This is a genomic window from Paenibacillus sp. FSL W7-1287 (assembly GCF_038004245.1).
GTDB lineage: Bacteria > Bacillota > Bacilli > Paenibacillales > Paenibacillaceae > Pristimantibacillus > Pristimantibacillus camelliae.
Map to the genome: position 1 here is coordinate 473,235 of NZ_JBBORD010000001.1, position 19,266 is coordinate 492,500.

A 19,266-nucleotide genomic window follows, 5' to 3' on the forward strand; every position below is an offset into this window, starting at 1 on the left:
GCTAATCACCTCTTCATCTATCGTATGGATAGTGAAGAAAAATGGTGAGTCCTGACAAGCAAAAAAATATAGGGCGTTTTAAGCACGCCCTATATGACTAATCCTGAACGGGACAATGCCCCGCTTAGCGCTGCATATTCCTCAAGACTCAACGTCTCACCTCGACGAGAGGCATCGATATTTATAGACTCAAGCAGCTCAGACAGCTCAGCACGCTTATCCTTGCCTGTTAACGCAAGTAAATTATTCATTAACGTTTTACGTCGCTGTGCAAACGCGGATTGCACGACACGGAAAAAGAACGCCTCATCATCGACCTCTACGGCTGGACGATCACGCAGCGTTAGCTTAATAACAGCCGAATCGACATTGGGTTGCGGAATAAACACCGTATGTGGAACGATGCATACAATTTCCGTTGTACAGTAATACTGTACAGCTACGCTGAGGCTTCCATATTCTTTGCCGCCAGGCTTTGCTGCCATCCGCTGAGCGACTTCCTTTTGAATCATCACCACAATATGCTCTAATGGGAGTTTTTCCTCCAGCAGCTTCATCAGTATCGGAGTTGTCACATAATACGGTAAATTTGCAACGACGCTCACCTTGCTCACATCATCAAACTGCTCAGCAAAAAGCTCGCGTAAATTGACGTTTAATACATCGGCATGGATGACGCTTACGTGAGACTCGTCCTCTAGTATTTCAGTTAAGATTGGAATGAGTCGCTGATCAATCTCAACAGCAGTAACTTTACCTGCTTCCTCTGCAAGTCGCTGGGTTAGCGCGCCGATGCCGGGACCGATTTCCAGCGCTCCCTTTTCCTTCGTTAGCTCTGCCGCACCTACAATACGATTCAATATATTGCCGTCAATTAAAAAGTTTTGACCCAAGCTTTTTTTGAAAGAAAAGCCATGCCTTTGAATAATTTCTTTCGTGCGCTTAGGTGTCGATACCTCGATTTGCTTCATTACTCGTTTTCCTCCAGCCTATAGCCTAATTGATCTACTGCAGCATAAAACTCTTCTCTTGTAATATTAAAGCTCGTACAGCGCTTATAAAACTGCTTTCCGTTGGCATAGCCGATGCCGAGCAGCTTCCCAAGCTCTAATCGACGCTCTGCCGCATTAGGGTGAACGAGCAGGCCTGCCTGCATCAAGTCCTCCAACGCAATCTCGCCCCGGATCGTAGCCGTCTCTGTACGCAGCTCGGCAAGTGCTTGACGAATTGCCTCAGGGCTCGCATTTTCAATACCGATGTCGCCTTTATAGGATGCCTTCTCCTGCGGTAGAAAGGCATGCTTGCATCCTGGAGCTACACCTGCCACGATTTTGCGAATTCGCTCGCCCGCATGATCGGGGTCTGTAAAGATAATAATGCCCCTTCGTTCGTTGGCAAGCTTAATTCGAGCAAGCACCTCTTTACCTATCGCAGATCCATTTGTTTCTATCGTATCGGCCTCAACAGCACGTTTTATCGCTACTGTGTCATCTTTCCCCTCGACGACGATGACCTCTTTAATCAAACTGATTTCCACCCTTCATACGAATAACGATGTTCCTGATAACTACATCTAGTATAGCCGATATTGACCCTCAACAAAAATAAAAGAAGAGGCCTAGGCCTCTTCCTTTATTCATCCGGTTATTTCGATAAGTGAATACGGTTAGCTCGCCTTTGGCTTGTTAGGGCCGATAACATAAACCGTAACCCCTTTTTTCTTACCAAACTTCGTCGCTACATCGACATCATCGAAATAAACATCAATTTTATTACCTTTTATTGCGCCACCCTTATCCTCAGCTCTTCGTAGGCCTACACCTTCGATGTAAACCCACCAGCCCATCGGGATAACAGAAGTATCCACAGCAATCGTACGCCCTTCTTCAACCTTGCTGCCTGATGCAGTAATGCCGTAGCCTTTATCGCCTACATCCTTGCCAGTTGATTCAGGTCCTGCCGTGTAAGCCGTCAGCGTAACGTTCTTTAAGACCTCAGAAGCCTTAAACTGATAATCGCCAACCGATACCGTTTTGTTAGAGCTACTGCTGTTTGCCAGCGTAGTGATCGCTGGTTTCGCTTTTGCAGTACCTAGTGCGACGATCTGATCGATCGCTTCTGTCTTCACGGTTTCCTGCACAACTTCTTTCGATACGAGCACACCATCTTCATAGCGCTGCTCTACTTGTTCAACAACTACACCGACTTGACCTGGCTGCACAACCTTCTCTGTGCCCTTATCCAAGGCCTTGTCTTCCTTCTTCACAATAGAGAAAGGTACTGTCTTTTCTTGCGACGTAACCTTCGTTTCAACACGAACAATTTTGATTGTATCGTTAGCCTCCAGCTCAGCAGTTAGTGGAGGATCTATTTTATCTTGACTGCGAATCGATATATTCAAATTCTCGATCGCTGCCTGCACCGTTTTCTCCGTTGTGTATACTTTAGACGATTTTCCGTCTGCTATTACATTGATCGGCATTGCATAATTAATCTCGATTACATCACCATTTTTTATTGGCGCACGAAGTGGTGCTGAGATTTCGTCATGCGGCCCAACCGTAATAGCTTGTTCATCCAGTAGGCGTTGCAGGACCCATTGTTTAGTTGTCACAACAGTTTCTTGTCCATTCACTACTACGGAGACGTTTTTTTCATTCGTCCCGTACAACAACACCAAAAACATGAAAGTCATAGCGATTGAGATTGCAATACTTAACATAATCAAACGCAAGTTTCCATGCTTCCATCGCATTGCGAAAGTCATGCTGGATGATCGTTTGCCATGGGTGTCCTTGTCTGGAATTAATCCCACTTCATCGGTCCTCCTTCATAGCCCCGCCGCCAAGTGTTACGCATGTTACAACTGACGCGACTATAACCTATATGGCGTGCTTTGCACGCTTCCAGTTTAGCTTCATCCTCCTCAATACTATCTCTATGAGCTCTATCTCTCTTTTATGCAAAATCAATAGAACAGGAAGTAATGACTGTGAGCGATCATGTCCCTCCTCGAAATCGAATATGGAGTAAGAAATGCAAATGATTAAAACTGGAAATTCAATACAGAGTGTAAAGTTCTGAAATGAATCATACCTTGTTCACGGTGGACTTGTAAAGACACGATAAAATGCGATTTTCAAGAAAAAACTAGGTTTCTTCCGAAAATTATATTAAATTTAGCGAGTAAAATCAGTTTTTTCGTACGAAAGGTCTTTATTTCTTCCGATTGTAGCGGTTTCTACATAATTCGGAAACATTTTTTACCATTTTGCATAGTAATCGTCGCTAGTTCCTCAAGTGAAATTTCCTTTATTTGTGCTGCTGACTCAGCGACAAGCGACACATATGCAGACTCATTTCGCTTTCCACGATATGGATGAGGTGTAAGATATGGACAATCCGTTTCGATCAATAATCGGTCGAGTGGAACGTTTTTCAGCACCTCTTTTGGAACTCTAGCATTCTTAAAAGTAATAGGCCCCCCGAATGAGATATAGAAGTTCATATCTAGACACTGTTTTGCTGTTTCCCAGCTACCAGAAAAGCAGTGCATAATCCCTCCAACTTCTTCAGCTCCCTCTTCTTGAAGAATGCGGACGATATCCTGATGAGCATCTCGATTGTGAATAATGATCGGCTTATTCACCTTTTTTGCAAGACGAATTTGCTTCCGAAACACTTGATGCTGAATGTCCTTAGGCGAAGTGTCCCAATGATAATCAAGACCGATCTCACCAATCGCCACCACTTTCGGATGTGAGCAAAGTGACTCGATCCACTCAAGATCTCCTTCCTGCATATGAATACTTTCAACGGGATGCCAGCCAACTGCAGCATAGATCCAATCATACTTCTCAGCTAAAGCCATTGTTGTCGGAATCGTTTGTCGATCAAACCCGATATTTACAATGAGCTCCACCCCAGCTTCCTTCGCCCTTGCAATCATCTCGTCGCGATCCTCGTCATATTGTGACGCATCTAAATGTGCGTGAGTGTCGAATAACTTAACCATATGTATGCTACTCCTCATCATGTATGTTAAAAATTTGTTTAATATTAGCACTTAACCGATGACGTTGTCTAATTAGCTTCTCTTCTGGGTAATACAGATGGTAACGCCCTTGATGCAAACCGCTAATTGAGGAAACAATGTCTGAACGTGTTGCAATTTCTGATAATGATCCATCTTTTTCTAGCAGCATAATCGGGGCCTTTTCCTTGCCGTCCATTGATGCTTTCTCCGTTCGATATACGTCATAAGGTCGATCAAAAGGATAGTCAATTTCCATATAGTATTCTGGATCAAGCCCAAGCTCTGAAAACGCTTTTTCAATCTCATCAAGCGACTCAGCAGATATTTCCTCGAACGTTATATATTGATATAGCTTTCGATTCATGAAACGATAACAAAGCTCTGCCAACAGCTCATCTGATTCTTGCTGCCAGCGGCTGAATGTGTACTGAACTAACGACTCATCTAGACTTAAATAACCATCCAGCGATAAGTTTCCTTCTATTAAAGAACCGATGGCTGGCTCCATCCATTGAAAGGAGTATCCTGTCGCATGAAGCTGCTTCGCTCTTTTAAATATTTGTCGCAATATAATCTCTGAGCTTCGTGTTACGGGATGGAAATATACTTGCCAATACATTTGATAACGCGACATTAAATAATGCTCCACGGCATGCATGCCACTTTCCTTCACAACAATCGTGCCTTGATGTGGCCGAAGCACACGCAGAATCCGCTCCAAATCAAAGTTGCCGTAATCTGTCCCAGTAAAATAAGCATCCCTAAGCAGATAATCCATCCGATCTGCATCCAGCTGGCTCGAAATTAAGCTTACTACAATAGACTGGCTGTACGTCTTTTGAATCACCTCTGCAACCTGCTGCGGAAGTGTCGGAGAAGCTGCTGATAATATGCGATGAATCTCTGTGTCTCCTAGCAAGATATTCACGGTCCATTCCTCGTGATCCGTTCCAAATATTTCTTCAATAGAATGAGAGAATGGAGCATGACCGATATCGTGCAGTAATGCTGCGCACAACGCGACCATTCGTTCTTCCTTAGGCCAGTCTGGATAATGATGACGTTCAAACTGCGAAATAATTCTACGGGTGATCTCATATACGCCCAGTGAGTGAGAGAATCGACTATGCTCAGCTCCATGGAATGTTAGATAGGTCGTACCTAGCTGCCTAATTCGGCGCAGACGTTGAAACTCGGAGCTATTAATCAAATTCCAGATTAATTTGTCCTGCACATAGACATAGCTATGAACAGGGTCCTTAAACACCTTTTCTTCCCGCAGCATACTCAATTTATACTCCCCCTTTATTCAAGGTTTTGTCACATTTAAAGATTTTTGTCGAAGAATGTCGTTTTACAGTTTCCAAAAAGTCGCATTTGTTGTATTCTATTACAAGGAGAATTGCAGCTTAATACTATTAATCGTTGTAAAATAAGCAGTTTAATATGAAAAAATAATATTGACTGGTTTGGTAAGAGTTGGTATTATTAATTTAAATTAACACGAACATTGTCGAATAATGACAAAGTTCAAAAGGTGAGAGGACGATTTTTTATGATGAAATCAACTGGTATTGTTCGTAAAGTAGATGAATTAGGTCGTGTCGTTATTCCTATCGAGCTACGCCGTACATTAGGTATTGGCGAGAAGGATGCTCTAGAGATTTATGTAGACGGTGAGCGCATCATGCTTAAAAAGTATGAGCCTGCTTGTATCTTCTGTGGCAACGCTGAAAACGTTTCTTACTTCAAAGGAAAAATTGTTTGCCAAAATTGTCTATCAGAAATGCCTTCTCCTGTGACAAAATAAAAAAAATAAGGTATACTATACTTATCGACTTGTTAATTCTAACCTTTTTATACTCCTTGATGCCTTCCTGGACATATTATGCCAGGAAGGTCTTTTTTTATCGATTGATTTCGTTATAGACATCTCGCTTAGAAATACTTCGATCTAACGCTGTCTGTTTCATGGCAGCTTTACGTGGCATCGATGCTTCATAATAGCTGACATGCTCCTCTATACTCATCTTCTGCCACCAAGCATTTGCTTCCTGCTTAAGCTGCTCTGCACCTTCCTCATCTAATCCTTCTACGACTATGCAGAACTCTCCTAATGGCTGATACTCCTCAAAGTGGGCAAGAAGCTCTGTGAAACGGCCTCTTAGCATTTCTTCATGTTTTTTAGTAAGCTCACGTGATATCGAAGCTTGACGATCTCCCCAGCTATCTAACATAGCCTCTAATGTTTTTTTTATGCGATGCGGTGATTCATAAAATATAATGCTTTCTCGATAGTTTTTATACTGCTCAAGCAGCTGCTGTGTTGCTTTTTTGTCTCTTGGCAAAAAGCCAATAAACGTAAAGCGATCAGTCGATAGGCCAGATACAATTAAAGAAGAAAGCGCTGCATTCGCCCCAGGAATTGGAACAACGGCAATTTCTTGCTCTATAGCCATTCGTGCCAGATCCGCACCAGGGTCAGATATAGCAGGCATTCCAGCGTCGCTAACTAATGCGATATGCTTTCCTTCTATTAAAAGCTTAATAAGCTCTGGTCCACTAGCTTCCTTGTTGTGCTCGTGATAGCTAACGAGTCTTGTTTTAATATCAAAATGCGTCAATAGCTTGCGTGTATTGCGTGTATCCTCAGCAGCAATAATATCTACTTCCTTGAGCATGCGCAGGGCGCGCATTGTAATATCCTCAAGATTACCTATTGGTGTGGCAACTAAATACAATGTGCCTGATGCTCGTTCGTCCTGATAGCTTTTTTGAATGTTCATATGATTTGTTCTCCCGCTTCATTATATACAATTAATGGAGGTAGTACGCGCAGATCTGGCTTTCCGTCACGGCATGCTTCAATAAGAACCATATTGGCCTCACCTTGTTGCTTCGGATGGACAAACTGCACAATCTTAGGCTCAATCTTCCACTTGCGCAATGCTTCGATAATATCGGCTAATCGTGATGGACGATGAACGATAAATATTTTCCCTCCTGGACGCAACAGCTTGCAGGTTGCCTTCGCAATATCCTCAATCGTACACATGACCTCATGTCTTGCAATCGCATAATGCTCATTCACATTTTTATCACCAGCAGCAGGTCTCATATATGGAGGATTTACGGTTATTGCATCATATATTCCATTGCCCGCTTCAATTGCATACTGCCTTAAATCTGCTTCGATGACTTGAATTTGGTGCTCTAGCTTATTCATTGTGACATTTCTTCTAGCCATATCAGCAAGCCTTGGCTGTATCTCGATTGCATCAATAGCTGCCTCTGTTTTATCCGAGCATAGCAACGCAATCACGCCGTTGCCCGTGCAAAAATCAGCCACTCGTCCTTGCTTAGGCAGCTTAGCGAAGCGCGAAAGCAGCACTGCATCGAGTGAAAAGCTAAAGACATCTCTACTCTGTATAATATGAAGTCCTGAATCCGTTAACAGATCATCAATACGCTCGTCATCGTTAAGTATAACATCGTTACTCTTGCTCAAGCCTTTCGCTCCCCACACCATTAATTTCGAAAAAAAGCCGCCCTTATCAATATAAGGGGCGGCCTTAACAGTTTACTATTTATTAAGGAAAGATAAGCAGAATAAGCAATCTCCCTCAGTACGAAGATGTCCATAATACACATTGCATATATGAAAGCCTTCATAATAAAGCTTAGCAAGATTATCATGACCTTCACCTGGCTCATCAGCAGGTTGTTCTTGCGGTAAAGCCTCGTCATGCACCTGAGAGAGTGGCTCGGATTTTGGACTTGAGCGTTGTTCTTCTTGCTCACGTTCAAATTTCAAAATTCCTCTTAGCTGCTCATTCTCCTGTGTAAGACGTTGATTTTCCTCAAGCAAGGCTACAACCCTCTGCTTTAACAAGCCAAGATCTTGATTCATTGCTTCAGCTCGAGCTTCAAGCTCTGTCATTTGTACGAATATATCCTTCATCTCTAAGTCTCCACCCCAGAGTTACATGCTAAGCTACAACTGTATTTTATTTTGTAACAACATCATCCAAAGAAAGCTCCTTTGGCTTCCCTGGTATATCAAACAATTGAACGAAGACGGTTTTGGTTGAAGCATTGATTCCTGTTACTTTACCTTCACCAAGTGACGTAATGACAAGCTTACCAACTGTCGGCATTTCTTCACGTACACTTTCATAGTTATCATGCTCGAATTTCAAGCAGCACATTAATCGTCCACACAAACCCGATATTTTAGTAGGATTAAGAGATAAGTTCTGATCCTTGGCCATTTTAATGGATACTGGCTCAAAGTCACCTAACCAGGAGGAGCAGCATAATACGCGTCCACACGGGCCTATTCCTCCAAGCATTTTCGCTTCATCGCGCACACCAATTTGGCGCAGCTCAATTCTCGTACGGAAGACACTTGCTAAATCCTTTACGAGCTCACGAAAATCTACTCTTCCCTCCGCTGTGAAATAAAAGATGATTTTATTGCGGTCAAAGGTAAATTCTACATCTACAAGCTTCATGCGCAGCTGGTGATGTTGGATTTTTTCCAGACATGTCGTAAACGCTTGTGACGCGGCACTACGGTTTTCATCGACCACCTGTGCATCCGTCTCATTTGCGATCCGAATCACACGCTTAAGCGGCAATACGACATCCTCTTCACCAACCTGCTTTTGACCAATTACTACTTTTCCGTATTCTATACCGCGAGCTGTCTCAACAATAACGTGTTGTTCCTTCTCTACGGGATGATCTACAGGGTCAAAGTAGTAGATTTTGCCCGCCTTCTTAAAGCGAACACCTATAACATTATACAAGGATTAGCCCTCCTGTAATTTTACCAAAAGTTGCTCAATAGAAAGTTGGGGCGTCACGTTTGCTTTAATACGCTTGTCCGCTTCAAGAATATGCTCCATACAGGAAACCCATCCAGCGAAAGAGCGTGAGAAAGCATGTGCGCTGATCCATTCCAATTGATCAATAAAAACTAGGTTTTCTTGTCTCCCAGCTTGGAATTGTGTCATATCCTTAAACCACAGCAATAACAGCTGCAGAACAAGCTCAATTTGATCAGCATATTCTCCTTTAAATAGCTTTTGAGCTGCTGTCAGCATAGCTGTAGTATATGTTGTTATGCTTTCCTTCCCTAATTGTATCACTAGCGTTCTGATTTCTGCAAACCCATTCTTTTCAAGTATGGCTCGCGCTCCATCAATACCAGAGCTTAGTTGTACAGCTGCCCTAGCTAGTGTTGGAGACGCCCCTTCCATTGTAAGCTGCTCTAGCATAAGCTCAGGCGATAACGGGGTAAAGGGCACGTTCATCGTCCGCGAGCGGATTGTTGGCAGAACGGCTTGTACATTGCTTGTAATGAGCAGGGCAACTACTGGTGAAACGGGCTCCTCTAAAAATTTAAGCAGGCTGTTTGCCGCTTGAATCGTCATTTTCTCAGCCTGCTCAATAATATATACCATTCGACCACTCGTCGTTTTACGATAGGATAAATCCCGCTGCAGCTGACGAATTTGATCTATTTTAATGGACTGGCCTTCAGGCGCAATAGTTCGCAAATCCTGTTGATTGCCATTCTCAAACTTGCGGCATTGTGCACATTGATTGCATGCCTCGCCTTCATTAGGCTGCTCACAAAAAATTGCTTTGGCAAAGGCAAGGGCACAAGCAAGCTTTCCAGTTCCTGAGGGCCCTTCAAACAAATAAGCATGCGAGATGCGCTTCTGCATTAAAGCATTGTTCAAAATACGCTTCGCTTTCCATTGATGCTCTAAGGTTTCCTCAGTTTTCATTCTGTACTCCTTCAATTAAAAAACTAAATTTATTAAAATGCCTCTAATTTCGCCTAACGTATGCAGGAGCTCGATACGTCCTTCCTCTGTCTCCAGCATCTCCTCCGCAAGCAAAACGAGCTTCTCATCTACTTCCTCAAGCAGCTTGTATCGTTTAACACGGCCTCTGCGGTCAAAGCCTCTGACCTCTTTCAGACCGATGCCTCTTCTCAATGTATCCTCGAGAAATTGCTTCACCATTTGGCGATACAGCTTTAGTTCTCGTACAGTCATATGGCGAGCTAGACGATCGCCCTGTTCTTGTATGCTTTGAATTTTCTGCTTCAGCTCACTAACGGAATGAGCGTGATCCTTTTGGGCCAGCATATCAGAAAATTGACTTGATGACACCTGCTTTGAGACCGTTCCACTTGCTGCACGACTTTGACCAAGTGGTCTAAAGCTTTGATCTACCCTCATTACTTATCACTTCCACATTAAAAATGTTCAAATCGTTCAACAGGAACAACGAATACTGTCGCTCCGCCTACCTGTACCTCTACCGGGAATGGAATATATGAATCGGTTGCTCCGCCCATTGGAGAAACAGGCGTTACTAATTGATCGCGTACTTTACAGTTGTTGCTAATGACTTGGAATACTTCATGCACTCGTTCATCTTCAACACCTATCATAAAGGTCGTATTACCTGCGCGTAAAAAACCACCTGTACTTGCCAGCTTTGTCGCACGAAATCCTTCTTTCACAAGCGCATTAGAAAGACGGTTGCTATCCTTATCCTGTATTACTGCAATCACCAGTTTCATTATATTCCTCCTCTTATTCATATTTTTGAAACGAAGGTTAATTCTTCTATATATAATATTGTGAAACCGTTTGTATGTGTAACATTTAGACGTTTATATATGAATTTCCTTCTATTGAACTCATTATATTATTTGTTAGCTAGTTCGTCCATGTTGTGATGCTAATTAAACATTATTCCCCAAATATTGATCAAACACACGCTTGACCTCTTCAAACACGGCATTGAGCTGCTCATTCGCATTAATTTTAACGATACGCTCTGGGAATCTATTCACCACTTCTAAGTATCCTTCCCTTACTTTATGATGAAAGGAAAGCGATTCGAGGTCTAGCCGGTTAACCTCTCTATTCTCATTTTCCCGAATACGCTGAAGCCCTATTTCAGGGTCCACATCGAGATACAAAGTTAAGTCTGGAAACATACCATCAACGGCGAATTCGTTAATCGACAAAATTTCATCTATTCCTAGCCCTCTTGCATGACCTTGGTAAGCAAGACTGCTATCAATAAAGCGATCGCAAATTATTGTTTTCCCATCCTGAAGCGAGGGTGAAATTTTTTCTATGTAATGCTGTCGTCTCGCTGCTGCATATAACAACGCTTCCGTACGACCGTCCATCATTGTATTATTTTTATCCAATATAACGGATCGAATTTGCTCCGCAATCGCTATTCCTCCAGGCTCACGTGACGTAATGACTTCAAGCCCTTTGGAGCTGAGATATTGTGCTGCCATCTCTACGATCGATGACTTGCCAGCACCTTCATTACCCTCTAAGGTAATAAAATAACCCTTTTTCATTTATATGGTCCCCGATCATTATAATTAATCATATTGCTTTACTTACTTCTTTACTTACTTCTTTACTTATTATAACAAAAAGCCTCCACACGTAGGCATTTGTTTTATCCTATTATAAACAGTACCCTGCTAGTACATAATCAAGCTGCTCTGCAGGGCACCCTTCTAATCGTTTAATAAATATACTTTTAGCTTTAGTTCATTTAGCGAATGATTGCCTTGGAATTTTGCGCCTGCTACTATATAGCGTTGAAGCTCATCTATATGTGCTGCTGTAATCCATTCTCCTTCATATAATAGCGGTATGCCCGGAGGATAGGGCACAACGAGCTCTGCGCAGCGTTTTCCTATAGCCAGTTGAAGTGATACGACCTCCGTTGATCTCGAGCCTGGACTTATCCGGCTAAATGCTACAGGCGTACTTACTGCTAGCTGTCCATCGGAGCTATACGTGTTTACTGAGTAGTTTAAAGCAGGCTGAGCTGCTGAGAGCTTCTCCTCATTTATTTTTTCTAAGGCATGCTTAACCTTGATTAGCTCTTCCTCAGTCAATGCCATATGCAGTATGAGCACCGCATAACGTGTTGTAGCCATCTCAACCCAAACACCGTTGTCTTCTAGCCTTTGCTGCAGCGCATAGCCGCTAAGGGCATGTGTCGTATCGTATAGCAGCAGTCGGTACGGATCCTGACGGTAATCGCTACTGTCAGGTAACTCTGCAATGGCGAATCTCGTATGTTCGCTAATCCAATAGATTAAGTGTTCACGTAACGCATAGGTTTGTCCAAACCACTGTTCACCGTAATGCTCTAGCGTTGCTCGTGCCAGATCTAAGCTACTCATAATTAGGTAAGAGGGACTTGAGCTTTGCACGATAGCAAGCTGCTGCTGTAAGCGTTCCTTATCTAGATAAGGCCCCTGAATGTGCAGCATTGCCCCCATCGTCAATGCTGGTAACGTTTTATGAGCGGACTGAACGACACCGTCAGCACCACTGGTCAGAGCCGATGGTGGGCTGTGTGGAGCAAAGCCATAATGTGCACCATGCGCTTCATCAACTAGTAAAGGAATATGATAACGATGAACAAGCTCTACATAGGGTGTCAAATCTGCACTTAATCCGTAATAGTTAGGATTCGTTAAAAAGACTGCTTTTGCTTCTGGGTATTGCTGTAAGGCTTTAGCAATGGTTGTCAGGCTTGGAATGACTGATAGCTCGGTGTGAGGCTCTAGCTCAGCTTGCACGAATACTACCCTAGCGCCTGCCAGCTTACAGCCGTTAATAACTGATTTATGTACATTACGCTGAACAATGATGATATCATCGGTCTCGCATATAGAGAGAATTAGAGCTAAATTACCTGCTGTACTCCCACCAACTAGAAAAAAACTATGCTCACTCTGATAGAGTCTCGCGGCAAGCTGTTGTGCTTCGGCTATCATTCCTTGAGGATCGTGTAAATCATCGGTATGGGATAGCTCTGTTATATCTAGCTGGGCGATTTGAGATAACATTCGTAGATGCTGCTCCATTTGTGCAGATAGCGTGTCTTCTTTATGCAGCATACGATAAACCATGCCATTGCGATGTCCCGGGACATGAAATGATGTCGGTCCATTAGAAGTGAATTGAAGCAATTGATTGGTGATTGGAGTATTCCACTCTGGACGATTCACCATATCCATCTCCTTTTACGTGTTTTAAACATTTTACTATAAATAAAAAACGACTGATACCATTCAGTCGTTTTTACGCATTTGCATTCGGTTCATAAAATATAGTTTTCATCCTCGATACAAAAAAAGGATAGCGTTCATCCTTCACATCGATTTTAACGATCTCCTGCTCACAACTAGAGCAGATGAAGCTCTTTACAATATGAAGGCCAGCAGCGCTTGTATTGCCGCATATTGTACAGCTGCTTTGCTCTTTTGAATTCATAGCATTCGTATTCATCGCTTTCCCACCTTTACTTCCCTGTTTACAATAGTATGCCTTCTATTCTATGAAAATATACCGATCATTTTCAATACTTATACATATGCCCGGTCATTGCATTTGGTGCATGTTCATCATATCAATAACTGCGATTCCTTATCCGATATATAATGGTATGAATGTTTAAAGGAGCAGGTTAAACTATGAAACAAACGCTTACCGATCATCCAACAGCAACGATCTATCAATATAAGCATGTTAAACGTATCCTCATACGCAACGAATTGCTCGTTAGTTATCTACTGAGTGCATTAATTGTAGTCGCCTTTCAATACTTGTATTACGACATGTATGGTCTATTCTCTACGTTGATAGGCTTTGTTGCGTTACAGGTGCTTCATTTTCTAATTATGTGGCTTACCTTTATCACTGTCCACCAAGCAGCGGATCGTAAATGGAAGTGGACCATTATTCCCCCGTGGACAGGATTCATACCAGCTAACGATATTAGCTTCTCTGTATTTCGCCGAGTCCATAACCAAATGTTCTGGCTGGGAATTATCGTTATAGGCGTCATTCAACCATGGCTACCAACGTCAATTAGCATTAGTCTATTTGTTTGGCATATTTGGCTTCTAGCTCCTCGTTTATTAATTAATTTGAGGTTGCGCAAATTGTCTAAAAAGAAGCATACTGGCATTCTCCGTATCCAAAACAAAGAGGTCAACTTATTTCAGCCTTAATCAACCTCTTACACCTATAAAATAAAGAAGAGGACTCCTATTTAAAGTGGTACCTATGTCAAGGACACAGTAAAAAAAAGAGATTACGCAACTAAGAGATGGTTTCTGTATTGTACAGGAGCCATCCTTTTTAAATTCCATTGGTAACGATAATTGTTGTAATAGACGATGTAATGATCGATTTTCGCTTTAAGTTCATCCAGAGTTTGGACAGATTCAAAGTTCACTTCATCTTTAAAATGACCGAAAAATGATTCCTGAGGCGCATTGTCCCAACAGTTTCCTCGGCGTGACATCGATTGATCTAAATTGTGTTTCTTTAGTAGTTTTTGATATTTCGGGCTTGTATAATGAAATCCTTGATCTGAATGAATAAAAGCCTTTGGGTGGAGTTTGACTTTCTTATTGCGTACTAACCTTTCAATCGTTTTTGTTGCAATGTCTAATGTGATTCGGTCCGAGACATGATAAGCTAATATTTCGTTGGTAGAGCCATCTTTTATGGTCGACAAATAAGCCATACACTTTCCGTTATACGGCAAATAGGTGATATCCGTTAAAAGTACTTTCCCAGGGACACCTTGTTTAAACTCTCGGTTTAATTTATTTGACACAACACGATGTTCTTTCGTTGCTCTTGCTATTTGTTTATAAGGATTTGGTCTGCGGTGAGGACAGACAATCCCGTACTTCTGCATGATGCGTTGGATCTTTTTACGGCTCATAACACACTTGTAATCCTGTTCAAGCGTCATCTTGATTGAACGTGAGCCCTTTTTATAACCACGCCGATTAAAGGCTCTTAAAATCAAATCTCGTGCTTCTAAATCCTTCTGTTCCTTAATTACTCGCGTATCTCGCGCTTTTAAGAAGCTGTAATAGCCTGAACGAGAAACATTTAATAGTTCGCAAAAATAGGTTACCATGCGTTCAAATGGAAACGTAGTGAGTGTGTCTGAAAGTAATTGAAAAATCTTATTTGTGCTTATTTTTTGGCCTTCGTTTAGTAGCCTCCTTTCTGTCGCTTCGAGCTTTTTTAGCAGCTCTATCTGCCCTTCCAATAGCTGAATACGTGCAGCCTGTCTTTCCATTATTTCAGCCATTGTTAATTCACGCTTTAATGGTCTACCTGATCCAGACTTTCGTGTATCCGTTAACCCGATTAAACCATTCTTTTCATACGCTTTTCGCCAACGTGATGAAGATTGTTCAATTCGTTTGATACCAATCATTTTTTCATCAAATCCGTATTCCTTGAAGATTTGTCTTGGTGTTTTCCCGGTTAAGTATTCATCGATAAACTTACTTTTGAATGCATCTGTATACGTAATGGTACGTTCACTAACTTGTTGTACATTTGGATTCTTTTGAAGTAGCTGTACATCTTTGGGTGAAAATAATAGTTTACTCATAGTAGCCTCTAGTCCTCGTCCTCTAATCTTAATTTCTAGTATATAAAAAAACCTGTAGTTCGCACACTCTTTTTCAAGTGTCTTAACTACAGGTACCATTCTAATTGGAATCCTCTTCTTTTGCTTTGATTTATTTTACAGTAACGCGAATCGTTGTACTTTTTCCACCGTAGGTAGCTTTAATCGTCGCAGAGCCCTTGCTAACTGCTGTTATTTTACCGTCTTTAACGGTTGCTACACTAGCCTTGGACGTTGTCCATACCGCCTCTTCCGTTACAACTACTGGGCTTCCAGTCGTGTAATTAGCTGTAAGCTTTACTGTGAAGGTTCCTCCAGGCGAAAGCTTAGCAGATCTATCTGATAGTGATAAGTTTTTCAGCTTTGGAGATACGATGACGGGTACATTAATTGTATTGCCTTGATACGATCCCGTTATCACAGTATTTCCAACCGTTAGCGCTTTTACCGTATTACCTCTGATCGAAGCTATATTTGTCGATAGAGAACTCCAATCTATCTTAGAGTTGAGTACTACAGATCTACCATCCTTATAATAACCCGTTACTTTAATGGACTTCGATCTGTTCGGATATAACTCTAAAACCTCAGGCTCAACCACAAACTTTACAACTTCTTCTTCAATTCTCACTTTGATCGACGTTGACTTATTCAGATACGATGCCGTTAATGTGACCGTTGAAGCCTCAAGACCCTTCATTGTATCGGGCTTTAGTATAAGGTTTTCACTAGAAGCTTTCCATTTTACTTTATCAGATACATCTTCTTCATCACCATCTACATTGATAACCGTTACAGACGGGTAAGCTACATCTTTTCCGATAACAATATTTAGGTTTGAAGCATCCGCAACTAACTTAAGCGGTTTAGCGTGTGTAACTAATTTTACTTCATCCTCATAGTTTTTAATTTTAGCGGTGAGGACCGTTTCACCAATTTCCTTTGCTTGCCACTTTCCATCCTTAATGACAGCAATACTTTCATCCTTAGCAGACCACTGTACAAGCTTAGAAACGTCAATCTTTGAACCATCGAACAATTTGCCAGTTACAGTTGGGAGCTTTTCACTGCTATTTACAAACCCATCAATCGTCTCACTATCGATGCTAAGGTCCGTAATACTAGGATATACAGTAACGGTAACACTGCGGCTTAAACCTTTATACGAAGCAGTAATTTTCGTTGTACCGACCGCCTTAGGTGTTACTACTCCATTGTATACAGTAGCAACAACAACATCCGAGGAGCTCCATTCTGCTAAGTTCGTTGCAACATATGAAACATTAGAGTTATGCAATACCTCAGCTTGAATTTGCAATGGGTTGTCCTGTAGGAACATATGATACTCATTTTCAGGCGATAATCTTATCGATTGATAGGCGGTGCGCACGACCACCTCAGTAGTTTTAGTTACACCCTTATGCGTCACACTGATTGTTGTTTTACCAGTACCTATCGGTCTAACGAATCCATGTTCAACAGTAGCGACTTTAGGATTGGCACTTGTCCAAGTTGCATCGTCCGTAACGTCTACTGTGCCGCCTGCTTTAAGTGTTGCTACCGCTTGAAGCTTGTAATCATCTTGGCCAACTTCCAGCTCTAATTGATTGCTTGGCGAAATCGCTATGGACTTGTATGGCGAAGATACGTTCACAGTGATGGAATCTGACTTACCTTTTAGCTTAGCTGTTATGGTAGCTGTCCCTGTTCCCATTAATGTAACCGTGCCCTCATCTACAGTAGCAACGGAGGCATTGGACGTTGTCCAAGTAGCTTCCGATGTAATGTCTTCCACATTTGAGTTTTTAGTTCCATTCAGTGTATATGTAAAGGATTGGCCGAGCTCTCCTTGCACTTTTGAAGGAGCAGCTTCATTATTATTCATAATTGTTACGCTGTCATATAAATAATCTGAGGTCGCTCTTATCGATACTTTATAGTCTTTATAGGTCGCACTAATGAGAGCAGATCCTTTGCCGACACCCGTAATTACCCCTTTATCAACCTTAACGTAGTTTGTATTAGATGACTTCCAAGTTACCGCTGAAGTGACAACTTTTTTTGATGTTGATCCTTCAATTGATGCTAGAACATCTAACGTTATTTGATCCTCACCAACTATTAATTCAAATGATGAAGTACTGTTATTATAATCTAAAGGATCATAATCAAACTCTATTCCAGTTACCTTATCCTCTGCTGCATACGTCATTCCTATCGATAAAGATGAGATTAGCGCAATTGCAAGCAAAACGGCTAACCATCTCTGTCCTCGATGCAAAATAGTGATTCCACGATCAGACACTTTCAAAATAACCCATCCTTTCAGCCTAAATAATGTATTGTCTATCTTATTAACGGTTTATCAATGAGAAAAGTTGATAATTTCAAGGAAATATATTGAAAAATATTCCTAGGCATCACGTCTTCCTATACTACCGCTGCCTCATCATCGAATATACGTCGATCAGAATCAGACACTCTCCTGGTTTACCGAAGTGCCTTCCTTAGCAAGACTCGCACTAATAGGTGCTATTTCACACACCATATACTAATCTATACAAATCAACTCTAATCATCTTGTTGCTGCAATACTCATAAAGTAGTCAGTTCATCAAACTCATTACTCTAAACCTCACCGTCTGAGCTCTACGCAATTACTATACATCACCACTACATCCGCACAACAAAAAAAGCCTACTGCATACGCAATAGGCTTCCTTCGTGCTTGGCAACGGCCATTCGCACCGGTTGTTTAACATCGTGACTACACTTCCTTGATTAACATCATGTTTTAACCTCAAGGTCGGCGTCTGAATCATCCTATACTACCGCTGCCTCATCTTCGAATATACGTCGAACAGATTCAGACACTCTCCTGAATTACCGCAATGACTTCCTCAGCAAGACTCGCACTAATAGGTGACTATTTCACACGCCATATACTAATCTATACAAATCAATTCTAATCAGTTTGTAAGTATACCGCTCATAAAGTTAGTTATTCTTTCTTATTACTCTAAACCTCACCGACTGAGCTCTACGCAATCACCATGCATCAACACTACATCCTCCGCACAACAAAAAAAGCCTACTGCATACGCAATAGGCTTCCTTCGTGCTTGGCAACGTCCTACTCTCCCAGGACCCTGCGGTCCAAGTACCATCGGCGCTGAAAGGCTTAACGGTCGTGTTCGAGATGGGTACGCGTGGTTCCCTTTCGCCATCGTCACCAAACGTTGCAGATGCTTCCAAAGTGGCTTGCACCCTCAAAACTGGATATGAAAGTTGTGAATCTCCTTAGCGTTTCAAGCAGAAGCATATGCTTCCGATGTGACTTGTGAATCTTCGCTTACGCTCCGTATTCAAAGTCTGTAGGATAAGCCCTCGACCGATTAGTACTGGTCAGCTCCATGCATTGCTGCACTTCCACCCCCAGCCTATCAACCTCGTCGTCTTCAAGGGGTCTTACTAATTGGGAAATCTCATCTTGAGGGGGGCTTCACGCTTAGATGCTTTCAGCGCTTATCCCTTCCGTACTTGGCTACCCAGCTATGCTTCTGGCGAAACAACTGGTACACCAGCGGTACGTCCATCCCGGTCCTCTCGTACTAAGGACAGCTCCTCTCAAATTTCCTACGCCCGCGACAGATAGGGACCGAACTGTCTCACGACGTTCTGAACCCAGCTCGCGTACCGCTTTAATGGGC

Annotated in this window: 19 protein-coding genes and 2 rRNA genes (1 of these 21 cut by a window edge); 2 read left to right on the forward strand and 19 right to left on the reverse strand. The window is 42.1% G+C overall.

Annotation, left to right across the window (positions count from 1 at the left end):
* Positions 1-89 precede the first annotated feature (89 nt).
* From rsmA to NSQ99_RS02260, 5 genes are all read right to left on the reverse strand, one after another.
* The gene (gene rsmA, locus NSQ99_RS02240; RefSeq protein ID WP_251671312.1) at positions 90-971 is read right to left on the reverse strand and encodes a 16S rRNA (adenine(1518)-N(6)/adenine(1519)-N(6))-dimethyltransferase RsmA; all 882 of its coding nucleotides are present in this window, start codon (positions 969-971) and stop codon (positions 90-92) included.
* Complete coding sequence (gene rnmV, locus NSQ99_RS02245; RefSeq protein WP_340834758.1) at positions 971-1,525, reverse strand: ribonuclease M5; 555 nt, start codon at positions 1,523-1,525, stop codon at positions 971-973. The genes rsmA and rnmV overlap by 1 nt, the downstream gene beginning before the upstream one ends.
* 141 nt (positions 1,526-1,666) lie before the next feature.
* Positions 1,667-2,815 (reverse strand): ubiquitin-like domain-containing protein, encoded by a 1,149-nt coding sequence (locus tag NSQ99_RS02250; RefSeq protein WP_251671316.1) that lies wholly within the window; start codon positions 2,813-2,815, stop codon positions 1,667-1,669.
* Positions 2,816-3,241: 426 nt separating this feature from the next.
* On the reverse strand, positions 3,242-4,015 hold the full coding sequence (locus tag NSQ99_RS02255; RefSeq protein WP_340834760.1) for a TatD family hydrolase: 774 nt from the start codon (positions 4,013-4,015) through the stop codon (positions 3,242-3,244).
* A gap of 7 nt (positions 4,016-4,022) precedes the next feature.
* Complete coding sequence (locus NSQ99_RS02260; RefSeq protein ID WP_340838712.1) at positions 4,023-5,321, reverse strand: HD domain-containing protein; 1,299 nt, start codon at positions 5,319-5,321, stop codon at positions 4,023-4,025.
* 270 nt (positions 5,322-5,591) lie between these two features.
* Between NSQ99_RS02260 and NSQ99_RS02265 the strand changes: the two genes are divergently transcribed.
* Positions 5,592-5,846: an AbrB/MazE/SpoVT family DNA-binding domain-containing protein gene (locus tag NSQ99_RS02265; RefSeq protein WP_251671319.1), complete on the forward strand. Its 255-nt coding sequence runs from the start codon at positions 5,592-5,594 to the stop codon at positions 5,844-5,846.
* 97 nt (positions 5,847-5,943) lie between these two features.
* Here the strand turns inward: NSQ99_RS02265 and rsmI are convergent, their stop codons facing one another.
* The 10 genes from rsmI to NSQ99_RS02315 all read right to left on the reverse strand — a co-directional run bounded on the left by rsmI (position 5,944) and on the right by NSQ99_RS02315 (position 13,401).
* The gene (gene rsmI / locus NSQ99_RS02270) at positions 5,944-6,822 is read right to left on the reverse strand and encodes a 16S rRNA (cytidine(1402)-2'-O)-methyltransferase (protein WP_340834763.1); all 879 of its coding nucleotides are present in this window, start codon (positions 6,820-6,822) and stop codon (positions 5,944-5,946) included.
* On the reverse strand, positions 6,819-7,544 hold the full coding sequence (locus tag NSQ99_RS02275) for a tRNA1(Val) (adenine(37)-N6)-methyltransferase (RefSeq protein ID WP_340834765.1): 726 nt from the start codon (positions 7,542-7,544) through the stop codon (positions 6,819-6,821). Before NSQ99_RS02275 ends, rsmI begins: the two co-directional genes overlap by 4 nt.
* A 75-nt stretch (positions 7,545-7,619) precedes the next feature.
* Positions 7,620-7,997, reverse strand: coding sequence for an initiation-control protein YabA (locus NSQ99_RS02280; RefSeq protein WP_251671325.1), 378 nt, complete (start codon positions 7,995-7,997; stop codon positions 7,620-7,622).
* 46 nt (positions 7,998-8,043) lie between these two features.
* The gene (locus NSQ99_RS02285) at positions 8,044-8,847 is read right to left on the reverse strand and encodes a PSP1 domain-containing protein (protein ID WP_251671327.1); all 804 of its coding nucleotides are present in this window, start codon (positions 8,845-8,847) and stop codon (positions 8,044-8,046) included.
* A gap of 3 nt (positions 8,848-8,850) precedes the next feature.
* The gene (gene holB, locus NSQ99_RS02290; protein WP_251671329.1) at positions 8,851-9,834 is read right to left on the reverse strand and encodes a DNA polymerase III subunit delta'; all 984 of its coding nucleotides are present in this window, start codon (positions 9,832-9,834) and stop codon (positions 8,851-8,853) included.
* A gap of 15 nt (positions 9,835-9,849) precedes the next feature.
* Positions 9,850-10,293, reverse strand: coding sequence for a YaaR family protein (locus NSQ99_RS02295; protein ID WP_251671331.1), 444 nt, complete (start codon positions 10,291-10,293; stop codon positions 9,850-9,852).
* A 17-nt stretch (positions 10,294-10,310) separates the two neighbouring features.
* Positions 10,311-10,640, reverse strand: coding sequence for a cyclic-di-AMP receptor (locus NSQ99_RS02300; protein WP_213520459.1), 330 nt, complete (start codon positions 10,638-10,640; stop codon positions 10,311-10,313).
* A gap of 165 nt (positions 10,641-10,805) precedes the next feature.
* On the reverse strand, positions 10,806-11,444 hold the full coding sequence (tmk, locus tag NSQ99_RS02305; RefSeq protein WP_251671333.1) for a dTMP kinase: 639 nt from the start codon (positions 11,442-11,444) through the stop codon (positions 10,806-10,808).
* 165 nt (positions 11,445-11,609) lie between these two features.
* Positions 11,610-13,124 carry an aminotransferase class I/II-fold pyridoxal phosphate-dependent enzyme gene (locus tag NSQ99_RS02310; RefSeq protein ID WP_340834769.1) on the reverse strand — a complete coding sequence of 505 codons (1,515 nt, stop codon included), beginning with the start codon at positions 13,122-13,124 and terminating at the stop codon, positions 11,610-11,612.
* Between the two features lie 70 nt (positions 13,125-13,194).
* The gene (locus NSQ99_RS02315; RefSeq protein WP_251671337.1) at positions 13,195-13,401 is read right to left on the reverse strand and encodes a sigma factor G inhibitor Gin; all 207 of its coding nucleotides are present in this window, start codon (positions 13,399-13,401) and stop codon (positions 13,195-13,197) included.
* A 185-nt stretch (positions 13,402-13,586) separates the two neighbouring features.
* Between NSQ99_RS02315 and NSQ99_RS02320 the strand changes: the two genes are divergently transcribed.
* The gene (locus tag NSQ99_RS02320) at positions 13,587-14,126 is read left to right on the forward strand and encodes a transposase (protein WP_251671339.1); all 540 of its coding nucleotides are present in this window, start codon (positions 13,587-13,589) and stop codon (positions 14,124-14,126) included.
* A gap of 83 nt (positions 14,127-14,209) precedes the next feature.
* Here NSQ99_RS02320 and NSQ99_RS02325 read toward each other — a convergent pair whose 3' ends face one another.
* From NSQ99_RS02325 to NSQ99_RS02340, 4 genes are all read right to left on the reverse strand, one after another.
* A complete protein-coding gene (locus tag NSQ99_RS02325; RefSeq protein WP_340834771.1) occupies positions 14,210-15,538 on the reverse strand; it encodes an IS3 family transposase in 1,329 nt (442 codons plus the stop codon).
* Between the two features lie 130 nt (positions 15,539-15,668).
* The gene (locus tag NSQ99_RS02330; RefSeq protein ID WP_340834773.1) at positions 15,669-17,867 is read right to left on the reverse strand and encodes an Ig-like domain-containing protein; all 2,199 of its coding nucleotides are present in this window, start codon (positions 17,865-17,867) and stop codon (positions 15,669-15,671) included.
* 809 nt (positions 17,868-18,676) lie between these two features.
* A 5S ribosomal RNA gene (gene rrf, locus NSQ99_RS02335) occupies positions 18,677-18,793 on the reverse strand.
* Between the two features lie 138 nt (positions 18,794-18,931).
* Positions 18,932-19,266 (reverse strand): 23S ribosomal RNA (locus tag NSQ99_RS02340); it runs 2,595 nt beyond the window's last position.

Coding starts and splice junctions, on each gene's coding strand:
- NSQ99_RS02265 (WP_251671319.1), top strand. CDS start 5,592: ATGATGAAATCAACTGGTATTGTTCGTAAAGTAGATGAATTAGGTCGT.
- NSQ99_RS02255 (WP_340834760.1), bottom strand. CDS start 4,015: ATGGTTAAGTTATTCGACACTCACGCACATTTAGATGCGTCACAATAT.
- rsmI (WP_340834763.1), bottom strand. CDS start 6,822: ATGAACATTCAAAAAAGCTATCAGGACGAACGAGCATCAGGCACATTG.
- NSQ99_RS02300 (WP_213520459.1), bottom strand. CDS start 10,640: ATGAAACTGGTGATTGCAGTAATACAGGATAAGGATAGCAACCGTCTT.
- NSQ99_RS02320 (WP_251671339.1), top strand. CDS start 13,587: ATGAAACAAACGCTTACCGATCATCCAACAGCAACGATCTATCAATAT.
- holB (WP_251671329.1), bottom strand. CDS start 9,834: ATGAAAACTGAGGAAACCTTAGAGCATCAATGGAAAGCGAAGCGTATT.
- tmk (WP_251671333.1), bottom strand. CDS start 11,444: ATGAAAAAGGGTTATTTTATTACCTTAGAGGGTAATGAAGGTGCTGGC.
- NSQ99_RS02325 (WP_340834771.1), bottom strand. CDS start 15,538: ATGAGTAAACTATTATTTTCACCCAAAGATGTACAGCTACTTCAAAAG.
- NSQ99_RS02315 (WP_251671337.1), bottom strand. CDS start 13,401: ATGAATACGAATGCTATGAATTCAAAAGAGCAAAGCAGCTGTACAATA.
- NSQ99_RS02260 (WP_340838712.1), bottom strand. CDS start 5,321: ATGCTGCGGGAAGAAAAGGTGTTTAAGGACCCTGTTCATAGCTATGTC.
- NSQ99_RS02295 (WP_251671331.1), bottom strand. CDS start 10,293: ATGAGGGTAGATCAAAGCTTTAGACCACTTGGTCAAAGTCGTGCAGCA.
- NSQ99_RS02310 (WP_340834769.1), bottom strand. CDS start 13,124: ATGGTGAATCGTCCAGAGTGGAATACTCCAATCACCAATCAATTGCTT.
- rsmA (WP_251671312.1), bottom strand. CDS start 971: ATGAAGCAAATCGAGGTATCGACACCTAAGCGCACGAAAGAAATTATT.
- NSQ99_RS02280 (WP_251671325.1), bottom strand. CDS start 7,997: ATGAAGGATATATTCGTACAAATGACAGAGCTTGAAGCTCGAGCTGAA.